This window comes from Isoptericola dokdonensis DS-3 (assembly GCF_001636295.1).
Classification (GTDB): Bacteria; Actinomycetota; Actinomycetes; order Actinomycetales; family Cellulomonadaceae; genus Isoptericola; species Isoptericola dokdonensis.
This window is the reverse complement of record NZ_CP014209.1, coordinates 1,042,715-1,064,598: the sequence shown is the minus strand read 5'-3', so window position 1 is coordinate 1,064,598 and position 21,884 is coordinate 1,042,715. Positions and strand designations below refer to the sequence as shown.

General features: G+C 74.9%; 19 protein-coding genes. 10 read left to right on the top strand and 9 right to left on the bottom strand.

Annotation, left to right across the window (positions count from 1 at the left end; genetic code table 11):
- Positions 1–7: 7 nt before the first annotated feature.
- Positions 8–4,702: an ATP-dependent helicase gene (locus tag I598_RS05070; RefSeq protein WP_068201837.1), complete on the bottom strand. Its 4,695-nt coding sequence runs from the start codon at positions 4,700–4,702 to the stop codon at positions 8–10.
- 55 nt (positions 4,703–4,757) lie between these two features.
- Between I598_RS05070 and I598_RS05065 the strand changes: the two genes are divergently transcribed.
- From I598_RS05065 to I598_RS05055, 3 genes are all read left to right on the top strand, one after another.
- Positions 4,758–4,991, top strand: a complete 234-nt coding sequence (locus I598_RS05065) for a DUF3046 domain-containing protein (protein ID WP_068201835.1) — start codon at positions 4,758–4,760, stop codon at positions 4,989–4,991.
- A 219-nt stretch (positions 4,992–5,210) separates the two neighbouring features.
- A complete protein-coding gene (gene recA / locus I598_RS05060) occupies positions 5,211–6,338 on the top strand; it encodes a recombinase RecA (RefSeq protein WP_068204957.1) in 1,128 nt (375 codons plus the stop codon).
- A 10-nt stretch (positions 6,339–6,348) separates the two neighbouring features.
- On the top strand, positions 6,349–6,948 hold the full coding sequence (locus tag I598_RS05055) for a regulatory protein RecX (RefSeq protein WP_068201833.1): 600 nt from the start codon (positions 6,349–6,351) through the stop codon (positions 6,946–6,948).
- Positions 6,949–7,096: 148 nt separating this feature from the next.
- Here I598_RS05055 and I598_RS05050 read toward each other — a convergent pair whose 3' ends face one another.
- From I598_RS05050 to I598_RS05035, 4 genes are all read right to left on the bottom strand, one after another.
- Entirely contained in the window at positions 7,097–8,059 is a 963-nt protein-coding gene (locus I598_RS05050) for an amino acid ABC transporter permease (protein ID WP_083972895.1), read from the bottom strand.
- Positions 8,056–8,733: an amino acid ABC transporter permease gene (locus I598_RS05045; protein WP_068201831.1), complete on the bottom strand. Its 678-nt coding sequence runs from the start codon at positions 8,731–8,733 to the stop codon at positions 8,056–8,058. The genes I598_RS05050 and I598_RS05045 overlap by 4 nt, the downstream gene beginning before the upstream one ends.
- 107 nt (positions 8,734–8,840) lie before the next feature.
- The gene (locus I598_RS05040; protein ID WP_068201828.1) at positions 8,841–9,683 is read right to left on the bottom strand and encodes a glutamate ABC transporter substrate-binding protein; all 843 of its coding nucleotides are present in this window, start codon (positions 9,681–9,683) and stop codon (positions 8,841–8,843) included.
- A 32-nt stretch (positions 9,684–9,715) separates the two neighbouring features.
- A complete protein-coding gene (locus tag I598_RS05035) occupies positions 9,716–10,492 on the bottom strand; it encodes an amino acid ABC transporter ATP-binding protein (protein ID WP_068201826.1) in 777 nt (258 codons plus the stop codon).
- A 138-nt stretch (positions 10,493–10,630) separates the two neighbouring features.
- On the opposite strand from I598_RS05035, the gene miaB reads away from it, so the two are divergent.
- Positions 10,631–12,262 (top strand): tRNA (N6-isopentenyl adenosine(37)-C2)-methylthiotransferase MiaB, encoded by a 1,632-nt coding sequence (gene miaB, locus I598_RS05030; protein WP_068201824.1) that lies wholly within the window; start codon positions 10,631–10,633, stop codon positions 12,260–12,262.
- Positions 12,263–12,315: 53 nt separating this feature from the next.
- Here the strand turns inward: miaB and I598_RS05025 are convergent, their stop codons facing one another.
- Positions 12,316–12,819 carry a type III secretion system chaperone family protein gene (locus I598_RS05025; protein ID WP_335583276.1) on the bottom strand — a complete coding sequence of 168 codons (504 nt, stop codon included), beginning with the start codon at positions 12,817–12,819 and terminating at the stop codon, positions 12,316–12,318.
- On the bottom strand, positions 12,816–13,373 hold the full coding sequence (locus I598_RS05020; RefSeq protein ID WP_068201822.1) for a YbjN domain-containing protein: 558 nt from the start codon (positions 13,371–13,373) through the stop codon (positions 12,816–12,818). The genes I598_RS05025 and I598_RS05020 overlap by 4 nt, the downstream gene beginning before the upstream one ends.
- A gap of 34 nt (positions 13,374–13,407) precedes the next feature.
- Between I598_RS05020 and I598_RS05015 the strand changes: the two genes are divergently transcribed.
- A complete protein-coding gene (locus tag I598_RS05015) occupies positions 13,408–14,013 on the top strand; it encodes a hypothetical protein (protein ID WP_068201820.1) in 606 nt (201 codons plus the stop codon).
- Between the two features lie 19 nt (positions 14,014–14,032).
- On the opposite strand, the gene I598_RS05010 is transcribed toward I598_RS05015, so the two are convergent.
- On the bottom strand, positions 14,033–14,497 hold the full coding sequence (locus tag I598_RS05010) for a hypothetical protein (protein WP_083972894.1): 465 nt from the start codon (positions 14,495–14,497) through the stop codon (positions 14,033–14,035).
- A 48-nt stretch (positions 14,498–14,545) separates the two neighbouring features.
- Between I598_RS05010 and miaA the strand changes: the two genes are divergently transcribed.
- Genes miaA through I598_RS04995 form a run of 3 tightly spaced genes read left to right on the top strand, consistent with a single transcriptional unit; the run spans position 14,546 to position 17,546 of the window.
- Positions 14,546–15,526, top strand: coding sequence for a tRNA (adenosine(37)-N6)-dimethylallyltransferase MiaA (gene miaA, locus I598_RS05005; protein ID WP_068201817.1), 981 nt, complete (start codon positions 14,546–14,548; stop codon positions 15,524–15,526).
- Complete coding sequence (gene dapF, locus I598_RS05000; RefSeq protein ID WP_068201815.1) at positions 15,523–16,461, top strand: diaminopimelate epimerase; 939 nt, start codon at positions 15,523–15,525, stop codon at positions 16,459–16,461. The genes miaA and dapF overlap by 4 nt, the downstream gene beginning before the upstream one ends.
- Positions 16,458–17,546, top strand: a complete 1,089-nt coding sequence (locus tag I598_RS04995) for a hypothetical protein (RefSeq protein ID WP_068201813.1) — start codon at positions 16,458–16,460, stop codon at positions 17,544–17,546. The genes dapF and I598_RS04995 overlap by 4 nt, the downstream gene beginning before the upstream one ends.
- Positions 17,547–17,558: 12 nt before the next feature.
- On the opposite strand, the gene I598_RS04990 is transcribed toward I598_RS04995, so the two are convergent.
- Positions 17,559–18,167, bottom strand: coding sequence for a class I SAM-dependent methyltransferase (locus I598_RS04990; RefSeq protein WP_068201811.1), 609 nt, complete (start codon positions 18,165–18,167; stop codon positions 17,559–17,561).
- Positions 18,168–18,250: 83 nt separating this feature from the next.
- On the opposite strand from I598_RS04990, the gene hflX reads away from it, so the two are divergent.
- Positions 18,251–19,798 carry a GTPase HflX gene (hflX, locus tag I598_RS04985; RefSeq protein WP_068201809.1) on the top strand — a complete coding sequence of 516 codons (1,548 nt, stop codon included), beginning with the start codon at positions 18,251–18,253 and terminating at the stop codon, positions 19,796–19,798.
- 40 nt (positions 19,799–19,838) lie between these two features.
- The gene (locus I598_RS04980) at positions 19,839–21,881 is read left to right on the top strand and encodes an ATP-dependent DNA helicase (protein WP_068201807.1); all 2,043 of its coding nucleotides are present in this window, start codon (positions 19,839–19,841) and stop codon (positions 21,879–21,881) included.
- Positions 21,882–21,884 lie beyond the last annotated feature (3 nt).

Below are 21,884 nucleotides of genomic sequence, written 5' to 3'. Positions count from 1 at the left end.
ACCCAGCCTAGCGACCCACCCGCAGACCCTGCGGGGTCACCACGAACCCGGCGTCCAGCAGCGCGGACACCAGCGGACCTCGCCCGGGCACCGCGTCCAGCGCGGCGACGCCGTCGAGGGCGCGCAGCGTCACCCGGCCGAGCCGGTCCCCGCGCGCCTGGTCGACGAGGCACGCGGCCGCCGCCGCGAGGAGGGGCTCGTCCGCGGTGAACGTCAGCACGGTGCGCCCGCCCCGCTCCAGGTACAGCACCAGCGCGCCGTCGACGAGCACGACGACCGCGCCGGCCTTGCGCCCCGGGCGGTGCGCGGCGCTCTGGTCGTCGGGCGGCGCCGGCCACGGCAGCGCCGCGCCGTACGGGTTCGCGGGATCCGTCGCGGCGAGCAGCAGGGTGCGGTGCGCGGCGTCCGGGTCGGTGCGGACCCGGTCCCGTTCGGCCGCGTCCGCACGCAGCCGGTCCACGGCCCCGGGCAGCGCGAACTGGGCCCCGCCGAGCCGCTCCACGAAGTACCCGCGGCGGACGGCGCCGCGCTCCTCCAGGGCGCCGAGCACGCGGTACACGTCGCGGAACCGGCTCGTGACGCCCTCCGACGGCGCCATCGCGCGGGTCAGCACCCCGTGCCGGTCGAGCAGCACCTGGGTCAGCGCGTGCGCCGCCGCGGTCGCGTCGGGCTCACGGGAGGGCAGCGCCGACCAGCGTCCACCCCCGCTGCGCGGCACCACCGGCCGGGTGCCGGCGAACCGGGAGCGCCGCAGCGGCCGCGCTCGGCCGCCCGGTGCCGGGGCCCGGTGCGCCCGCCCCCGGCTCCCGAGGCGTTCGCGCAGGGCACCGACGCCGTCGTTCGTGACCAGCCCCGCCCACACCAGGTCCCACAGCACCTCGAGCACCTCGTCCGCACCGTGCCCCGTCACCTCGGCGAGCGGGCCCAGGAAGTACCCGCCCGACCCTGTCAGGTGATCGAGCACGGCGCGGTGCAGCGCGGAGTCGAGCGGCCCGTCCTGGTCGAGCTCCGTGGGCGCCGTCAAGGTCAGGGGGGCGTCCTCGGCGAGGTGCAGGCTGACCCAGCCGTCCCCGGCTCCCGCCGTGGCCGGGGGGCGGTGCCCGGCCCACAGCACCTCGCCGGTCGTCGTCAGCTCGTCCAGCAGCCCGGGGGAGTAGCCGGTCACCCGGGCCGGGAGCACCAGCGTCTCCAGCGCGGAGGCCGGCACCGCCGCCCCGGCGAGCTGCTCCACGGCCCGCAGCAGTCCGTCCGTCCCGCGCAGCGCACCCGTGCCGACCTCCTGCCACCGGGGCAGGAACAGGCCCAGCGCCTCGGGCTCCACCGGCTCCACCTCGGAGCGCAGCGCCGCCAGCGAACGGCGGCGCAGCACCTGGAGCACGCCGGTGTCGCAGTACTCGTCGCCGGTACCGCCCAGCACCTCCGGACGCAGCGCACCACGCACCAGCACCCCGGCGTCGACGAGGATCGCCAGCGCACGGGCGACCACCGCCTGCCCGAGCCCGAACCGGTGCGCGACCTCCGTCGCGGTGAACGGACCGTGCGTGCGGGCGTGCCGACGCACCAGGTCTCCGAGCGGGTCCGCGACACCGTCGAGCACCTCGTCGGGGAGGCCCGCGGGGAGCTCCACGCCGAGGGCGTCGCGCAGCCGCCCCGCGTCGTCGACGACCGCCCACTGCTCGACGCCGCCGCGCCGGAAGCGCAGCACGCGGCGGTCCCGCTCCAGGGCGGCCAGCCAGCCGGGGACGTCGGCGGAGCGCTCCGCCACCGTCCGGGCGACGAGGTCCGCCGGCGCGTGCGGGCCGGTGCGGCGCAGGACGTCCCAGAGGGCCTCCGCGTCCCTGGCCCGCCGGTCGGTGGCCAGCGCCTGGAGCTCGCGCTCGGTCCGGGTCACGGCGTCCGGGTCCAGCAGGTCCGCGAGGTCGGCGGCGCCCTGCTCGCCCAGCAGCTCCGCGAGGAGATCGGGGTCCAGGGTCAGGGCGGCGGCGCGCCGTTCCGCGAGCGGGGCGTCGCCGTCGTAGAGGAACTGCGCCGTGTACCCGAACAGCAGCGAGCGGGCGAACGGTGACGGCTGGGGCGTCGTGACCTCCACGAGGCGCACCCGGCCCGCCGCCAGGTCGGCCATGAGCGTGCGCAGCGCCGCGACGTCGAAGTCGTCCTGGAGGCACTCGCGGGCCGCCTCCAGCATGATCGGGAACTCCGGGTGGCCGGAGGCGACCTGCAGCAGCTGCGCGGCACGCTGACGCTGCTGCCACAGCGGCGCGCGGCGGTCCGGGCGGCGCCGCGGCAGCAGCAGGGCGCGCCCGGCCGCCTCGCGGAACCGCGCCGCGAACAGGATCGACGCGCCGAGCTCCGCGCGCACGGCCGCGTCGACCTCGTCCGGGTCGACCAGCAGCTCTTCGGCGGTGATCTGCGGTTCGGTCACGGCCTGCTCGACGTCCCACGGCGAGTCCCCGGGCAGCCGCAGGACGATCCCGTCGTCGGACGGCATCGCCGCGACGTCCGCGCCGAGGCGCTCGCGCAGGCGGGCCGCGACCACCAGCGCCCACGGCGTGTGGACCCGCGCCCCGTACGGGGAGTGGAGCACGACGCGCCAGTCGCCCAGCTCGTCGCGGAACCGCTCCACGACCAGGGTGCGGTCGTCGGGCACGCGGCCCGTCGCCTCGCGCTGCTCGGTGAGGTAGGCGGCGAGGTTGTCGGCCGCCCACGCGTCGAGGCCCGCCTCGCGCAGGTACGCCGTGCCGGCGGCGGGGTCGGCGGCGAGCGCGGCGTCGGCCTCGCGCCGGAACGCGCCGACGGCGAGGCCCAGCGGGACGGGACGGCCGGGCGCGTCGCCCTTCCAGAACGGGAGCCGGCCGGGCAGCCCGGGGGCCGGGGTGACGAGCACCCGGTCCGGCGTGATGTCCTCGATCCGCCACGTCGACGAGCCGAGCGTGAACGTGTCGCCCACGCGGGACTCGTAGACCATCTCCTCGTCGAGCTCGCCCACCCGCTTGCCGCCCCGGCCGCCGTCGTCGCCCGCGAGGTACACGCCGTACATGCCGCGGTCGGGGATCGTGCCGCCGCTGGTCACGGCGAGACGCTGGGCGCCCGGCCGGGCCGACAGCCGCCCCGTCGCGCGGTCCCACACGATGCGGGGCCGCAGCTCGGCGAACTCCTCGCTGGGGTAGCGCCCGGCCAGCATGTCGAGCACGCCGTGCCAGGTGGCGTCGCCGAGGGTGCGGAACGGGGCGGACCTGCGCACGAGGGCGAGCAGGTCGTCGGCGCCGCGGTCCTCCAGGGCGAGGGTCGCCACGACCTGCTGCGCGAGCACGTCCAGCGGGTTGGACACCACGTGCAGGGGCTCGATGTCTCCCGCGAGCATCCGCTGCGCGACGACGGCGGCCGGGACGAGGTCGCCGCGGTGCGTCGGCAGCACCACCCCCCGGGACACCGCGCCCACCTGGTGCCCGGCCCGGCCGACGCGCTGGAGCCCGCTCGCGACGGACGGCGGGGCGCCCACCTGCACGACGAGGTCGACCGCCCCCATGTCGATGCCCAGCTCGAGGGAGGACGTCGCGACGACGGCGGGCAGGGTGCCGGCCTTGAGCTCGGACTCGGTGCGGGTGCGCTCGGCCCGGCTCATCGACCCGTGGTGCGCGCGGGCCAGGACGGGGGCGTCGTCGGGCACCGCGGACGCCGTCCCCGACTGCCCCGGAGCGGTGGCGGGCTGGTCGGCGCCGGGGTCGGCCGCGCCGAGCCCCTGACGCTCGGCCCAGGTCTCGTTGATCCGCGCCGTCATGCGTTCCGCGGAGCGGCGCGAGTTGGTGAACACGAGCGTCGAGCGCCGTTGCGCGACCAGGTCCACCACGCGGTCGGTGACGTGCGGCCACACGGACGCCTGCCGGGCGGGTGCCGTGGCCGGGCCCGTCAGGTCGTCGGACGCCGCTGGCTCGCCGAGGTCGGTGAGGTCGGGCACCGGGACGGCGACCGACAGGTCCCAGCGCTTGGTGGACGGCGGTGCCACGACGACGACGTCCCGCCCGCCGTCCTGCGGGGTGCGGCCGCCGCCGAGGAACCCGGCGACCGTCTCGACGGGCCGGACCGTGGCCGACAGCCCGATGCGCTGGGCGGGCCGGTCCAACAGCTCGTCGAGGCGCTCGAGGCTGACGGCGAGGTGGGCGCCGCGCTTCGTCCCGGCCAGCGCGTGGATCTCGTCGACCACGACCGTCTCGACGCCCGCCAGCCCCGAGCGCGCCGCCGACGTCAGCACGAGGAACAACGACTCGGGGGTGGTGACGAGCACGTCCGGCGGGCGCGCGGCGAACGACCGGCGCTCGGACGCCGGGGTGTCGCCGGTGCGCATCCCCACCGTCACCTCGGGCGCGGGCTCGCCGCGACGGGCCGCCGCCTGCCGGATCCCCGTCAGCGGCGCGCGCAGGTTGCGCTGCACGTCGGCGGCCAGCGCCTTGAGCGGGGAGACGTACAGGACGCGGCAGCGCCGGGCGGCCTCGACCGGCGGAGCGGTCAGCAGGCGGTCCACGGCCCAGAGGAACGCGGCGAGCGTCTTGCCCGACCCGGTCGGGGCGACCACCAGCGCGTGGTCGCCGGCGCCGACCGCCGCCCAGGCTCCCGCCTGCGCCGCCGTGGGGGCGTCGAACGAGCCGGAGAACCACTCCCGCGTGGCCGCGCTGAAGCCCGCCAGGGGGTCGGTCGAGGTGGCCACCGCCCCATCCTGCACCGATGCACCGACACCGCGCCGGGCGTGCGAAGGTGGACGGGTGCGCTACTCCGACTTCTCCCAGCTCGTCGACGAGGTCTTCGGGTCGGCCTACGGGCGCGTGCTCGTGCGCGAGCAGGTGCTGCCCGCCCTCGGCGACCGCACGCCCGCCGAGGCGCTCGCGGACGGCGCGGAGCCGCGCGACGTGTGGCACGCGCTGTGCGACGCGCTCGACGTGCCGCTCGAGCAGCGGTGGGGCCACGACCGGCACCGGCAGGCACCGCCGCCGCGCTGAGAGTCCGGCGTCGTGGGACCCGCGCGACACGCCCAGCGCGCCACACCTCGATCGAACAGATGTTCGGGTAGGCTCGTCCACAACGACGCGTCGTCGTGACGTCGTCCACAACGGACCGCACGGTCCACGACCTTGTCGGTGGCGGCACGTACGGTCGTCCTCGACATGAGCAGCAGACCCCCGGCGCGCGGCCGCGCCAAGAACGCGAAGGTGACCGACATGCCTGGACCGGAAGACCGCGAGAAGGCCCTCGAGGCCGCGCTCGCCCAGATCGACCGCAACTTCGGCAAGGGCTCGATCATGCGACTCGGCCAGGAGGGGCGCGCCCCGGTCGAGGTCATCCCCACGGGCTCCATCGCGCTGGACGTGGCCCTCGGGATCGGCGGCCTGCCCCGCGGGCGCATCGTCGAGGTCTACGGGCCGGAGTCCTCCGGCAAGACGACCGTCGCGCTGCACGCCGTGGCCAACGCCCAGAGGAACGGCGGCATCGCGGGGTTCATCGACGCCGAGCACGCCCTGGACCCCGAGTACGCCAAGAAGCTCGGCGTGGACACCGACGCCCTGCTCGTCTCCCAGCCCGACACCGGTGAGCAGGCGCTCGAGATCGCCGACATGCTGATCCGCTCGGGCGCCCTGGACATCATCGTCATCGACTCCGTCGCCGCGCTCGTGCCGAAGGCGGAGATCGAGGGCGAGATGGGCGACAGCCACGTCGGCCTCCAGGCCCGTCTGATGTCGCAGGCGCTGCGCAAGATCGCCGGCGCGCTCAGCTCGTCCGGCACCACGGCGATCTTCATCAACCAGCTCCGCGAGAAGATCGGCGTGTTCTTCGGCTCGCCCGAGACCACCACGGGTGGCAAGGCCCTGAAGTTCTACGCCTCGGTGCGCCTCGACATCCGTCGCATCGAGACCCTCAAGGAGGGCACCGACGCGGTCGGCAACCGCACGCGCGTCAAGGTCGTCAAGAACAAGATGGCACCGCCGTTCAAGCAGGCCGAGTTCGACATCCTCTACGGGGTCGGCATCTCCCGCGAGGGCGGCCTGATCGACATGGGCGTGGAGCACGGGTTCGTGCGCAAGTCCGGCTCGTGGTTCACCTACGACGGCGACCAGCTCGGCCAGGGCAAGGAGAACGCGCGCTCGTTCCTGCGGGACAACCCGGACCTGGCGAACGAGCTGGAGAAGAAGATCAAGGAGAAGCTGGGGGTCGGCGCGAAGATCGACACCCCGGCCGACGGCGCCGAGCCCGGTGCGGAGCCGGTGACCGCCGGCCCCGCGGACGAGGCACCCGCCGCGGCCAAGGCGCCGGCCCGCGCGGCGGCGAAGAGCAAGAAGTCGCCGTTCTGACGGTGGTCCGATGAACGAGGACGACCGGGGCGGTCGCGGCGTGGGGAAGCGTCGCGGCCGCCCGTCCGTCGCGGAGCGGCTCGAGTCCGGCGACCTCACGGCCGAGGACGCGATCGAGCTCGCCCGCGAGTCGGTGCTGCGCACCCTGACCGCCGCCCCGAAGAGCCGCTCCGAGCTGGCCCGGGCTCTGGCCCGCAAGGGCTTCCCGGAGCACGTCGTCGAGCCGGTCCTCGACCGGTTCGAGGAGGTCGCGCTCGTCGACGACGCCGCCTACGCGGACATGATCGTGCGCACCCGGCACGCCGAGCGTGGGCAGGCCCGGCGGGCGATCTCGGCCGAGCTGCGTCGGCGGGGGATCGACACCGAGACCGCCGGCGAGGCCCTCTCCCAGATCGACGGCGACGACGAGGCCGAGGCTGCCGCCGTCCTCGCGCGCAAGCACGTGGCCCGCACCCGCGGGCTGGACCGCGACAAGCGGGTCCGGCGGGCCGTCGGCGCGCTGTCCCGCAAGGGCCACAGCCCGGGCGTCGCCTTCGCCGCGGTGTCCGACGCCCTGCGGGCCGAGGGCGACGAGGCCGAGGACGACGAGCTCGGGTTGGTCGACGACTAGGCCGCGCGGAGCTCCGGCACGAGTGTCGAGGCGACGCGCGGGACCCGGCAGGAGGGCCCGACCCAGGCGCGGGTGACGTCCGCCCATGGGCGGGCCCGGGACGAACGGAGGCCGGCACCCTCGGGTACCGGCCTCCGCCGTGCTGTGCCTAGCCCCAGCGTCCGGGGCGGTCGGGGTCGGCGGGCCCGGCGTCCGGACCCTCCTCGACGCCGTGGGGCGGCGCGGCCGCCACGGCGGTGACGCCACCTCCCGCGCCGGCGTCGAGCCCGGCAGCCATCGTGCCGGTGCGGCCCGAGGTGCGGCGGACCGTGCGGCTGAGCCGCTCGGCGAGCTTGGTCAGGCTCCAGTTGATGACGATGAACAGCACCGCCGCCACGGTGAGGGTCTGCAGGATGTTCCCCTCGCCGGAGCCGAGGCGGCGCGCGTGCTGGAGCAGCTCGCTGTACGAGATGATCGCGCCGAGCGCGGAGTCCTTGAGCACGACCACGAGCTGCGAGACCAGCGCCGGGAGCATGGCGACCAGCGCCTGCGGCACCTCGACCGACCGCAGCGACTGCCCGCGCGTGAGGCCGACGGTCAGCGCCGCCTCCCGCTGCCCGCGCGGCAGTCCGTGCACGCCGGATCGGACGAGCTCCGCGACGACCGCGCCGTTGTAGAGCACCAGCGCGATGACGACGCCCCAGTAGGACGAGGCCGGCACCCCGGCGTTCGCGAGCAGCAGCCAGAAGAACACCATCATGAGCAGCACAGGCACGGCGCGGAAGAACTCCACGACGGAGCCGCAGACGATGCGCACGGTCCGCGACGACGCGAGCCGGCCGAGCCCGAACAGCAGGCCGAAGACCATGGCCCCGACGATGGCGGCCGCCGCCGCCCGCAGGGTGAACAGGAGACCGGGCACGTAGTAGTTCAACCATGCATTCGCGTCGACTGCTGCGAGCCACAGATCCGGGTCGAGTTGACCCCAGTCGTCGTTGCCGACAGATGCCAAACGGACGAGGACGAAGACCACCAGGGCCGCGACGACGAGCGCCCCGACCACGTTGCCGAGCAGGATGCGCCGCCGGGCCCGCGGGCCCGGGGCGTCGAAGAGGACGGACTGCGCGCTCATCGGGCCACCGCCAGACGACGGGAGAGGGCGGTGGTCAGCAGGCCTACCGGGGTCACGAGGATCACGTAGCCGATCGCGAAGGTGAAGAAGATGGCGTAGATGTAGTCGGGGCGGAACTCGATCATCGTCTTCATCACCGACGAGGTCTCGGTGGCGACGGAGGCGGCGGCCGCGACGGTGGTGTTCTTGATGAGCGCGATGAGCACGTTGCCGAGCGGGGCGACGGCGCCGCGGAACGCCTGCGGCAGGATGACCAGCCGGGCGGCGGGCAGGAACGACAGCCCGATGGACCGGGCAGCCTCCGCCTGGCCGACGGGGACGGTGTTGACGCCGGAGCGGATGGCCTCGCACACGAACGCCGCGTGGTAGACGGTCAGCGCGATGACGGCCAGCCAGAAGAAGTTGAGGTTGAAGTCGCTCGACAGGGTGACGTTGAGCTGACCCCAGGCGCCCAGCACCATGAACACCATGATGATCGTCAGCGGGGTGTTGCGGAACACGGTGACGTAGGCGCTGCCGGCCCACTGCAGGCTGCTGATCGGCGAGATGCGCAGGAGCGCCAGCAGCGTCCCCAGGACGAGCGAGAACACCGCCGCCCAGAGGGCGAGCTGGATGTTCACCCAGAACGCCCCGAGGACGTCGTACTCGCGGAGGATCTCGAGGTACTCCTGCACGGCAGGGGGGCTCCTTCGGTCGGGGTCGGGCTCGGGGTCGGCCCGAGGGGAGGGCCACGGTGCCCGAGACCGCCGCGCGTGCGGCGGCCCCGGGCACCCGGGTCATGTCAGGCGCAGGGCTCGAACGCCGGCGGGCTGTTGAGGTCCGCGTTCGGCACGTAGCCGGTGCCCTCCGTGGCGGTGTCGAGGGCCTCCTGCCAGGCGCCCTCGTCGATCATCTTGGTGATCGCCTCGTTGATGGCCTCGCACTGGTCGGAGTCCTGCGGCAGGCCGACGCCGTACTTCTCCTCGGAGAAGGTGTTGCCGACGACCTTGACCTGGCCCGCGTTGGAGGGCTGGGCGCCGAGGCCGGCGAGGATGATGTCGTCGGTGGTGACCGCGTCGACCTGGCCGGCGATGAGCGCGGTGACGCACTCGGCGTAGCCCGGCTGCTCGAGCAGGTTCACGCCCTCGGAGTACTCCTCCTTGATGCGCTCGGCCGACGTCGAACCGGTGACGGAGCACAGGTTCTTGCCGTCGAGGGTGTCCGGACCGGTGATGTCGGTGTTGTCGGCGGCGACCAGGAGGTCCTGGCCGGCGACGAAGTACGGGCCCGCGAACGAGACCTGCTCGCGGCGCTCGTCGGTGATCGAGTAGGTCGCGAAGATCATGTCGACCTGGTTCGTGGACAGCAGCGTCTCGCGCTGGGCGGACGGCGCCTCCTCCCAGGTGATCTGGTCCTCGGAGTACCCGAGCTCGTTCGCCACGTACTTGGCGACCTCGACGTCGAAGCCGGAGGGGGTGTCGCCCTCCATGAAGCCGAGGCCGGGCTGGTCGAACTTGATGCCGATGGTGATGCCCTCGTCGCCGCCCTCCCCGTCGCCGGTGCCGCCGTCGTCGGAGCAGGCGGCGAGAGTGAGAGCGGCGGTGGCCGCCAGAGCGAGCGCCCCCGTGGTGCGCGTGCGTCGCATGATGTTCCCTTCGTCGGTCCTACGGTGCTGGGTCAGTGGGTGAGGATCTTGGACAGGAAGTCCTTGGCGCGGTCGCTGCGCGGGTTCGTGAAGAACTCCTCCGGCGTGGCCTGCTCGACGATCATCCCGTCGGCCATGAAGACGACCCGGTCGGCGGCCTTGCGCGCGAACCCCATCTCGTGGGTGACGACGATCATCGTCATGCCGTCGTGCGCGAGACCGACCATGACGTCGAGGACCTCGTTGATCATCTCGGGGTCGAGGGCGGAGGTGGGCTCGTCGAACAGCATGACCTTGGGGTGCATGGCCAGGGAGCGCGCGATGGCGACGCGCTGCTGCTGACCGCCGGAGAGCTGGGCGGGCAGCTTGGCCGCCTGGTTCTTCACGCCGACACGGTCGAGCAGCTCCAGCGCCTCGGCCTCCGCGTCGGCCTTGGACAGCCGGCGGACCTTGCGTGGCCCGAGGGTGACGTTGTCGAGCACGGTCTTGTGCGCGAAGAGGTTGAACGACTGGAAGACCATGCCGACGTCGGCACGCAGCTTGGCGAGCTCGCGGCCCTCGGCGGGCAGCGGCTGGCCGTCGATGCGGATCGTGCCGTCGTCGACGGTCTCCAGCCGGTTGATCGCCCGGCAGAGCGTCGACTTGCCCGACCCGGACGGGCCGATGACCACGAGCACCTCGCCCTGGCGCACGGTGAGGTCGATGTCCCGCAGCACGTGCAGGTCCCCGAAGTGCTTGTTGACGCTCTCGAGCTCGACCAGCGGTGCGCCGAGGTGCGACGTCGGACGGGTCGCTCCGGTGTGATCCATCCTTCGAACCTAACCACTCGTTGTTACGTGGACCAGCACCGAGAGCCCTGCGTCCGCAACGAAACGGTAACGACGCCGGCGGCGCGGGGCGCCGGAGCGGTCGTCCGTGCCCCGGTGCGGGTCGTACCCTAGACGACGATGTCCACCACCCTGCCTACCCCCGTGAGCGATGCCATGCCCGTCGAGACCCCCACCGGTGAGCGCACCTACGTCGTGCGCACCCTCGGCTGCCAGATGAACGTGCACGACTCGGAGCACATGGCGGGCATGCTGGAGCAGGCGGGTTACCGCCGCGCGTCGGCCACCCAGGACGCCGCGGACGAGGCCGACGTGGTCGTCATCAACACCTGCGCGGTCCGGGAGAACGCCGCCACGCGCCTCTACGGGAACCTCGGCCAGCTCGCGAGCGTCAAGGCGGGCCGCCCCGGCATGCAGATCGCGGTCGGCGGCTGCCTCGCGCAGAAGGACCGGGGCGAGATCGTCACGAAGGCGCCGTGGGTCGACGTCGTCTTCGGCACGCACAACCTCGACGCGCTGCCGGTGCTGCTGGAGCGCGCGCGGCACAACGAGGCCGCGCAGGTCGAGATCGCCGAGTCGCTGCAGGTGTTCCCGTCGACGCTGCCGACCCGGCGCGAGTCCGTCTATGCCGGGTGGGTCTCCATCTCGGTGGGCTGCAACAACACGTGCACGTTCTGCATCGTGCCGCACCTGCGCGGCAAGGAGCGCGACCGCCGGCCCGGCGAGATCCTCGCGGAGGTCCGGGCGCTCGTCGACGCCGGCGCGGTCGAGGTGACGCTGCTCGGACAGAACGTCAACAGCTACGGCGTCGAGTTCGGTGACCGCGGCGCGTTCGCCAAGCTCCTGCGCGCGTGCGGCGAGATCGAGGGTCTCGAGCGGGTGCGGTTCACGTCGCCGCACCCCGCCGCCTTCACCGACGACGTCATCGAGGCGATGGCCGCCACCGGCAACGTCATGCCGCAGCTCCACATGCCGCTGCAGTCCGGCTCGGACCGGGTGCTCCGCGCCATGCGCCGCAGCTACCGCTCCGCCAAGTTCCTCGGGATCCTCGACCGGGTGCGCTCCGTCATGCCCGACGCCGCGATCACGACCGACATCATCGTGGGCTTCCCCGGGGAGACGGAGGAGGACTTCGCCGAGACGCTGCGCGTCGTCGAGGCGTCCCGCTTCAGCTCGGCGTTCATGTTCCAGTACTCCCCGCGCCCCGGCACGCCCGCCGCGACGATGGACGGGCACCTGCCCAAGGAGGTCGTCCAGGAGCGGTTCGAGCGCCTGCTCGCCCTCCAGGAGCGCATCAGCGGTGAGGAGTCCGCGGCGCAGGTCGGCCGCACGGTCGAGGTGCTCGTCGCCGAGGGCTCCGGCAAGAAGGACGGCGCCACCCACCGGCTCTCCGGCCGCGCGCGGGACAACCGCCTCGTGCACCTGGCGCTGCCCGCGGGCGTGCTGCCCGACGGCCCGCTCGCCGACCGGCCCGCCGACCTCGCCGACCCGCGCCTCGCCGACGTCCCCGACCCGCGCCTGCCCCGGCCCGGCGACATGGTGACCGTCGAGGTGACCCGCTCGGCGCCGCACCACCTCATCGCGGACTCGGCGGTCGCGGGCGGTACCTACGCGGTGCGCCGCACCCGCTCCGGTGACGCCTGGGTCGCCCGGGAGAAGGCCCGCCTCGGCGGCGCCGACGACGACCACGGGCACGGCGCCCCGGCGCCCGCCGGCCCGCTGGTGCTCGGCATGCCGACCCTGCGCCGCTGAGGCGACCCCGCCGGTACGCCGCCCCGCTCGCGCGCCGACCGGGCGGGACGGCGTCAGGAACCCGAGGAGTCCGTGAGCGTCGAGACGCTCGCGAAGAACTGCGACGTCGTCACCAGCCCGCACGACAACGTCTCGGCGATCTGGTCGTCCGTCGCCCCGTGCTCCAGGTCGACCGAGACCTCGCCGTACAGCGCGAGCCCGTCGTCCTCGGCCCGCACGTAGACCTTCGGCCAGAGGCGCTCGCGGTTCCAGTCGTTGCACGCCTGGAGCACGGCGCTGCGCGACGACTCGGGCAGGTTGCCGGCCCAGCGGCCCCGCACCTGGAGGATCTCCGCGTCCTCGCCCAGGAGCAGGAACCAGAATCGGTTGCCGTCCCACGTGCCGGTGAGGTCGCCGTCGTCGTCCGTGCGGAACCGGTAGCCGCGCCGCACGAGCTCGTCACCGATCCGGTCGGCGCGCAGCGGCTTCGGCAGGGCCGCCGGCGCCCCGTCGCCGCGGGCCCGGCGACGTCCGAGCGGCCGCACGGCCTCGATCGCCCGGCGCCAGTGCGCGTTCACGGCGTCGTCCGCAGCGGGTCGACGAAGTACTGGTCCAGCTGCTCGAAGAACATCGCCCCGGTGGACAGCCCGCAGTGCAGGAGCTGGCCGAGCTGGGTGTCGGACGCGCCGTGCTCGAGGGAGACGGTCACCTCCGCGCACACCACGACGGCGCCGTCGTCCCGTACCCGCGCGTACGTCTTGGGCCAGATGTGGTCGGCGTTCCAGGCGTTGCACAGCTCGAGGATCTCGCCGAGCCGCTCGATGCTGGCCTCCCGGTGCCACTGCCCGCGCACCTGGAGGACCTCGCCCTCGTCGCCGAGGACGAGGAAGTAGAAGAGCCGGCCGTGCCACAGCCCGCCGAGGTCGCCGTCGGAGTCGACGAAGTAGGTGAATCCGCAGGCGTCCATCCAGGCGCTGACCCGCTCCCGGGTGACTGGCGAGGGGCGCGCTCCGGTGACCCGTCCCACACCCCCGGCGAGGAGCACCGCCTCGAGGTCGGTGCTCGACAGATCGACGTCGTCGGCACGCGGACCGGACGTCCGGCTGGTGCGGCGCGACCCGAAGAACCTCACACGCCCACGCTACACGTCCCGCTAGGTTGGCACGGTGACCGTCCGTGCCGTCGTCCTGCCCGCCACACCCCTGCTGGTCCCCGGCGCCGCGGGTGCCGCCATCGCGCTGGGCGCGGTCCGCGACGCCGTGCTGGAGCCGCTGCGCCGCGCCGCCGGTCCGGGCACCGACGCTTCGGCGCCGCAGCGCTGGGGAGTCCTCGCCGACGGTGCGCAGGACCGCCGTGGAGCCCGCCGGGCGTCCCTCGCGGCGGCCGGCATGGCCGACCGGTGGGTGCCGGACCTGCCCGGCCCGCCCGTGGGCGAGCCTGACAGCGCGGTCGCCGGTGTGGCCGCGTCGATCGGTCTCTGGGCCGTCGGCGCCGCGGCGGGCGCGCCGGCGCTCGCCGGCGTCGAGGTCGTCGAGCTCGCCGGGGGCGCGGACCCCGACGCCGTCGCGGCGGCCCTCGACGTGCTCGCGGCGGTCGACGTCCTCGTCGTGGCGGCCACCGGGCCCCGCGGCCCCGGCACGGCGGCCGGACGCGTGCTCGCCGCCCTGGCCGACCGGGGGGACTGGTCGGGGCGCACGGTCGAGGTGCCCGTCGACGGCCCGCACCTGCTCGCGACCTACGCCGTCACCACGTGGGAGGGCGCTGCCCGCTGAGCGCGGCGGCGCGGAGACGTCACGACGCGATCCAGCCCACGCCGGCCAGGACCAGCCAGAACCGCACGGCACGGCCCACCAGCACGGTCGGGACGTACACGGACAGCAGCGGCACCCGCAGGGACCCGGCGACGACGGCGATGATCATCAGGGGCGGGAACCCGACGAGCGACGCCGCCAGCAGCACCCCGACCGTGAGCCACGGCCGACCGGTGACCCGCGCCTGCCACCGGTCGAACGCCTGGCGCCGGCGCGGGTCGGACAGCTTGCGCTGCACCCAGGCGGACTCCGTCGACCGGGCCGCCGCCTCGTACCAGACGACCTTCGCCGCCGTCTGGCCGACCGCGGCGGCCACGGCGAGACCCACCGGGGCGGCCACGGCGGCCGACGTCGTCGCTGCGAGCCCGCCGAGGTACACCTCGATGCTGAGGAACGGCACGAGGCCCGACAGGAAGCCGGCGACCAGGGCGGACAGGAGCAGCACGGGCGCAGCGTAGCGTCCGGCCCGGTACGGAGGACGTACCGTGGGGCCGTGATCGTCGCCGTCGTGGGACCCACGGCCACCGGGAAGTCCGACCTCGCCCTCGACCTGGCCGAGGCGCTGGGCGCGCCCGCCGGGGCGGAGGTCGTCAACGCCGACGCCTACCAGCTCTACCGGGGCATGGACGTCGGCACGGCGAAGGTCCCGCCCGCCGAGCGGCGTGGCGTCGTCCACCACCAGCTCGACGTGCTCGACCCGCCCGAGGAGGCCTCGGTGGCGCGGTACCAGGCCGCGGCGCGGGCCGACGTCGACGCGATCGCCGCCCGCGGGGCGCGGGCCGTCGTCGTCGGCGGTTCCGGGCTGTACGTCCGCGCCCTGCTCGACCACCTGGACTTCCCCGGCACGGACCCCGAGGTGCGCGCGCGGCTGGAGGAGCGCGCCGAGGCCGAGGGGCGCCGTGCGCTGCACGCCGAGCTGGCCCGGCTCGACCCCGCGGCGGCGGAAGCGATCGGGCCGCAGAACACGCGCCGGATCGTGCGGGCCCTGGAGGTCATCGAGGTCACCGGGGCGCCCTACACGGCGAACCTGCCGCGCCAGGAGTACGTGCGCCCCGCCGTGCAGATCGGTCTCGACTGCGGCCGCGCCACGCTCGACACCCGCGTCGAGGGCCGCGTCGCGCGCATGTGGGACGCCGGGCTCGTCGACGAGGTGCGCGCCCTCGCCTCGCCGGCGCAGGGCGGCACCGGGGGAGGGCTCGGCGTGACCGCGGCCCGCGCCGTCGGGTACGCCGAGGTGCTGCGGTGGTTCGCGGGGGAGTGCACCGAGTCCGAGGCCCGCCAGGCCGTCGTGGCGAACACCCGCCGCCTCGCGCGCAAGCAGATGGGGTGGTTCGGGCGGGACCCGCGGGTGCACTGGCTCGACGCGGGGGCCGACGACCTGGCCGAGCAGGCGCTCGCCGTCGTGCGGGCGGCGGACGCCGGCGACCTCCCGGCGCCGGGCAGCGGGCCCGTCCGCCGTAGTCTGGGCTCATGACGGTGCGTTTCACCAAGGGCCACGGCACGCAGAACGACTTCGTGCTGCTCGCGGACACCCGCGGCGACCTCGACCTCACGCCCGAGCAGGTGCGGCTGATCGCCGACCGGCGCGGCGGCGTCGGCGCCGACGGCGTCATCCGGCTCGCCCCGACGGCGGCGCTCGCCCGCTCGGGCGAGGACGTGGCGGACAAGGTCCTCGCCGACGCGCCCGAGGCGATCTGGTTCATGGACTACCGCAACGCCGACGGCACGGTCGCCGAGATGTGCGGCAACGGGGTCCGCGTCTTCGCGGCCTTCGCCGAGTCGCTCGGCCTGGTCGACCTCGACGGCGGGGACGCGCTCGTGCTCGGCACCCGTGGGGGCGTCAAGCGCGTCGTCAAGGAGCCCGGCGGCTGGTACGCCGTCGACATGGGTCCCTGGTACCTGCCCGGCGGGACCGATGCCGCCGCCGCCGGCACGGACGCCCTCGTGCGCGCCGCCGGCTGGGACGCGGCACGCCCGGGCCTGACCGTCGACCTCGGCAACCCGCACACCGTCGTCGCGCTGCCCCGCGTCGAGGACCTCGCCGACCTCGACCTCACCGTCGCGCCCGCGGTGGAGCCCGTCCCGCCGCACGGCACCAACGTCGAGCTCGTCGTGCCGCTCGGCGAGGAGCCCGCCGCCGACGGCGTCGGCACCGTCGGGCGCGTGCGCATGCGCGTCCACGAGCGCGGCGTGGGCGAGACCCGGTCCTGCGGCACGGGAGCCTGCGCGGCCGCGCTCGCGGTGCGCACCTGGGCCGTCGCGGGCGTCGACGACCCGGCCGCCGTGCCGACCACCTGGTTCGTCGAGGTCCCCGGCGGCGAGGTCCGCGTCCGCCTGCTCGACGACGGGCACGTGGAGCTCGCCGGACCGGCCGAGCTCGTGTTCAGCGGCGAGCTCGACCTGACGTGACGACCGAGGCCTGGGAGGTCGCTCTGGCGGCCTCCCGCCTGCTCGGCGTCGACCTGCTCGACCCCACCGATCTCGGAGGCTCGACCCGCTCGAGCGTGCTGCGGTGCCGGGTCCGTCCCGACCGGCTCGGGCACGCGACGGTCGTCGTCAAGCAGTTCCACGGTGACGACGACGGCGGCTACGCCCGAGAGGCGGCGGGGCTGTCGCTTCTCGCGCGGACGCCCGAGCTGCTGGCGCGTGACGACGAGCGTCGGCTGCTCGTCATGACCGACCTCGGTGATCCGCCCACGCTGGCCGACCTGTTGCTGGGCGACGATCGCTCGCGGGCCTGGTCCGGGGCGGCGTCCTGGGCTCGGGCGCTCGGCCGACTGGCCGGCAGCGGCCCGCGGCAGGACCCCGAGGCCCGCGCGCTGCTGGCAGGCCAGGAGTGGGACCTGCGCCGCGACGTCACGGTGGGCGCGAACCGTCTCGGCGAGCTGCTCGACGGTCGCGTGGACGTGGACGCACTGGTGGCCGAGGCGGTCGGTCTCGCGGACCGGTACGCCGTGACCGACCGCCTGGTGCTCGCGCCGTCCGACACCTGCCCCGACAACGCCGTGCTGCGCGACGACGGCTGGTGGTTCCTCGACCTGGAGGGCACCGCCGTCCAGCCCGTGGCGTTCGTGGCGGCGTACGCGATGCTCCCGTTCGCCACGTGCTGGTGCGTGTTCGACCCGCCACCGGACCTGACGGACACCCTCCTGGCCGAGCTGACCGCCGGGCTCGTCGAGCAGGAGACCGGCCTCGTGCCCGACCAGGGGTGGCGCCAGGAAGTCGAGGCAGCCTGCGCGGCCTACGTGCTCGCCATGACCGGGTGGCTCCTGGACTCCACGCTGGCCGGGCGCGAGCACGTGGGCCCGCCCGGGCGCTCACCGTCCTACCGCCAGCTCATGACGTCACGCTGGCGCTGGGCGGCCGTCAACCTCCGCGGCGCCGCGCCCGAGCTCGCCGCTGCCTGCGGACATGCCGCCCGCCGGGCGCTGGAGACCTGGGGGAGCGAGGCCGAGACGACCGGCTACCCCGCCTTCGCCGGCCGGACGGCGTGAACCCGACGCGGCTCAGCGCGTGACGTGCAGCACGCGGAAGCCCTGGGACGACGTCGCGCGGCGGGTGCTCAGGCCGAGCTCGGCGTCGATCCAGCGGGCCAGGGAGTCCGACCCGAGGTTCTTCTGGACGACCATCCACGCCCCGCCCGGCGCTCCGCCGCCTGGGGTGAGGCGCGGCAACCAGTGCCGGAGCATGTCGTGCAGCACCGCCTTGCCCACGCGGATCGGCGGGTTCGACCACAGCGCGGCGAACGTGACGTCGTCGGGGACCTCGTCGGGGGCGCAGGCGCGCACGCGGTCCGCGACGCCGAGCGCGGCGGCGTTGCGTCGCACCAGGTCCAGGGCGCGCCGGTTGACGTCGACCGCCCAGACCGTCGTCGCCGGGTTCTCCAGGGCAGCCGTCAGCGCGAGCGGACCCCAGCCGCAGCCGAGGTCCAGCAGGTCGCCCGCCGGGGGTGCCGGGACATCCTCCAGCAGCACGCGGGTGCCCTTGTCGACGCCACCGGGGGAGAAGATGCCGCCCGCGACCTCCACCTCGAGGGTGCGACCGGCGAGCCGGACCTCGATCCGGCGACGCTCGGCGTCGGAGGCGGGCTCGGCCGTGAAGTAGTGGTCGCTCACCGCTGCATCGTAATTGGCTTCGGACGGGACTCATCGGCGTGGGAAACTTGTTGTACCCACGGACACCGTACGAGAGGAACACCTTGACCCACATCCCCACCGGTCCCGAGCAGCCCGCCACGCAGTCCGACGAGCCCACCGAGCAGACCGTCGCCCCGTCGCGCGACGCGCAGGCGATCGCCGACGACGTCGTGGCGCGGGTCCTCGCCCGGGCGGGGACGGCGCGCTCCGAGGGCGGGACCGTCCACTCCGCGCACGACGGCGACCAGCTCGACCTCGCCGAGCGTGCCGCCCTGCGACGCGTGGCGAACCTGTCGACCGAGCTGGAGGACGTCACCGAGGTCGAGTACCGCCAGCTCCGGCTGGAGAAGGTCGTGCTCGTCGGCACCTACCCCGGCGGCGAGGCAGCCGCCCGCGAGGCCGAGGTGTCGCTGCGCGAGCTGGCGGCGCTCGCCGAGACCGCCGGCTCCCAGGTGCTCGACGGCATCCTGCAGAAGCGCGCGAAGCCCGACCCGGGCACGTTCCTCGGGTCCGGCAAGGCCGCCGACCTCGCGGACGTCGTCGCCGCCACCGGCGCCGACACCGTCGTCGTCGACACCGAGCTCGCGCCCTCCCAGCGCCGTGGGCTCGAGGACATCGTCAAGGTGAAGGTCGTGGACCGCACCGCGCTGATCCTCGACATCTTCGCCCAGCACGCCAAGTCCCGGGAGGGCAAGGCGCAGGTCGAGCTCGCCCAGCTCGAATACCTCCTGCCGCGCCTGCGCGGGTGGGGCGAGTCGATGTCCCGCCAGGCCGGTGGCCAGGTGGGCGGCGCGGGGGCCGGCATGGGCTCGCGCGGCCCCGGTGAGACGAAGATCGAGCTGGACCGTCGCCGCATCCGCAACCGCATGGCCAAGCTGCGGCGCGAGATCGCCGCGATGGCGCCGGCCCGCGAGACCAAGCGGCTCGACCGCAAGCGCAACGCGATCCCCAACGTCGCCATCGCCGGGTACACCAACGCGGGCAAGTCCTCGCTCCTCAACGCGCTGACGGACGCGGGTGTGCTGGTGGAGAACGCCCTGTTCGCCACGCTCGACCCGACCGTGCGGCGCACCCGCACCGACGACGGCCGCGTCTACACCCTGGCCGACACCGTCGGGTTCGTGCGGCACCTGCCCCACCAGCTCGTCGAGGCCTTCCGCTCCACCCTGGAGGAGGTCGGCGACGCCGCGCTGCTGCTGCACGTCGTCGATGCCTCCCACCCGGACCCGGAGGGGCAGATCGCGGCGGTCCGCGAGGTCCTCGCCGACATCCCCGGCGTGGAGGACGTGCCCGAGGTCATCGTCCTCAACAAGGCCGACGTCGCCGACCCGGCCGTGATCGGCCGGGTGCAGCGCCGCGAGCGGCGCACCGTCGTGGTGTCCGCGCACTCGGGCGAGGGCGTCGCCGAGCTGCGTGCGCTCATCGCCGACGAGCTGCCGCGCCCGGCCGTCGAGATCGACCTCGTCGTCCCGTACTCCCGCGGCGACCTCGTGCACCGGGTGCACGAGAACGGCGAGCTCACCGACGAGGAGCACCTCGCCGAGGGCACGCGCCTGCGCGGGCGCGTGGACGCGGCGCTCGCCGCGGAGCTGGAGCAGGTCGCGGTCTGACCCGCCCGGCGGCGTCGGCCCGCGCCCGTAGGATCGTCCGGTGACCTCCACCGACTCCTCCGACGCGCCCGCCGACGACCTGCCGGGGGCGGTCGAGCTGCTGGAGGCCGCCGTCGGTGCCCTCGGCGGCTCGCCCCGCGAGGGGCAGTCGACGATGGCGGCCGAGGTGGCAGCCGCCGTGGAGTCCGGGCGGCACCTGCTCGTCCAGGCCGGCACGGGGACCGGCAAGTCGCTCGGCTACCTCGTGCCCGCCGTGCGGCACGCCGTCGGGGCGGGGGAGCGGGTCGTGGTCTCCACGGCCACCCTGGCGCTGCAGCGCCAGGTCGTCACCCGCGATCTGCCCCTCGTCGTGGAGGCCGTCGGCCCGCGGCTGCCGCGCCAGCCGCACGTCGCGCTGCTCAAGGGCTGGCACAACTACCTGTGCCGGCACAAGGTCGCCGGCGGTTACCCGGACGCCGACGCCACCCTGTTCGACCTCGCCCCCGACCCGGGTCCGGGCGAGGGCTCGGCCGCCGAGCAGCACCCCGCCCCCGGCGGTGGCGACGGCGGGGCCGCCCGGCTGGCGGACCACGTGCGCCGGCTGCACGCCTGGGCCCAGGAGTCCGACACCGGCGACCGCGACGACCTCGTGCCCGGCGTCCCCGACCGGGCCTGGCGGCAGGTGTCGGTGACCTCGCTCGAGTGCCTGGGCCAGCGGTGCCCGCTGGTCGACGACTGCTTCGCCGAGCTCGCGCGCCGGTCCGCGCGGGAGGCCGACGTCGTCGTCACCAACCACGCGATGCTGGGTATCGCCGCCTCGGGCAACCCGAACGTGCTGCCCGAGCACGGCGTGCTGGTCGTCGACGAGGCGCACGAGCTCACCGACCGCATCACGTCCTCGGCGACGGTCGACCTGTCCGGCGGGACCGTCGAGCACGCCGCGCGGCTCGCCCGCCGCCACGGCGGCGTCGGCACCGAGGGCCTCGACGCCGCCGCCCAGACGCTCGCCCAGCTGCTCACGCAGGTGCCCGCCGAGCGGTTCCCCCTCGGGCTGCCCGACGAGCTGCGCTCGACCGTCGGTGTCGTGCGCGACGAGGCCCGCGCGCTGCTGACGGCGCTCAAGCCCGAGGCCAACGCGGAGCCGGACCCCGGCGTGAAGATGGCCCAGTCGGCGGTGCAGCAGCTCTTCGAGGTGACCGAACGGATGACCGCGCAGGACACCTCCGCGGACGTGCTCTGGTGCTCCCGGCCGCCCGCCGACGCCGCCTGGGGCGACGGGATCGCCCGCCTGCACGCCGCGCCCCTCGCGGTGGCCGGGCTGGTGCGCGAGCAGCTCCTCGGGGAGCGGACCGCCGTGCTGACCTCCGCCACGCTCGCCCTCGGCGGCAGCTTCGACCCCGTCGCCCGCTCGCTCGGGCTGGGCACCGCCGCGCAGGACACCTCCTGGCGCGGGATCGACGTGGGCAGCCCGTTCGACTACCCCCGCCAGGGGATCTGCTACGTCGCCAAGCACCTGCCCGCCCCGGGGCGCGAGCCCACCACGCAGGCCCAGCTGGACGAGATCGCCGGGCTGATCGAGGCGGCGGGCGGTCGCACCCTCGGGCTGTTCTCGTCCCGGCGGGCCGCCACCGCGGCGGCCGAGGCGATGCGCGAGCGCCTCGACCTGCCCGTCCTCTGCCAGGGGGACGACCAGCTCCCCAGCCTCGTGCGGACCTTCGCGGACGACCCGGCGACCTCGCTCTTCGGCACGCTGTCGCTCTGGCAGGGCGTCGACGTGCCCGGTGACTCCTGCCGCCTCGTCATCATCGACCGCATCCCGTTCCCCCGCCCCGACGACCCCGTCAAGGCGGCCCGGGCCCGCGCCGTCGAGGAGGCCGGCGGCAACGGGTTCATGCAGGTCGCGGCCCAGCACGCGGCGCTGCTGCTCGCCCAGGGCGCCGGTCGGCTCGTGCGCTCCACCGCCGACCGGGGGGTCGTGGCGGTGCTCGACCCGCGCCTGGTCACGGCCCGGTACGGCACGTTCCTCGTGCGCTCCATGCCGGACTTCTGGCGGACCACCGACCCGGGGGTCGCCCGGGCTGCGCTCCGGAGGCTTGGCGTCTAGGTT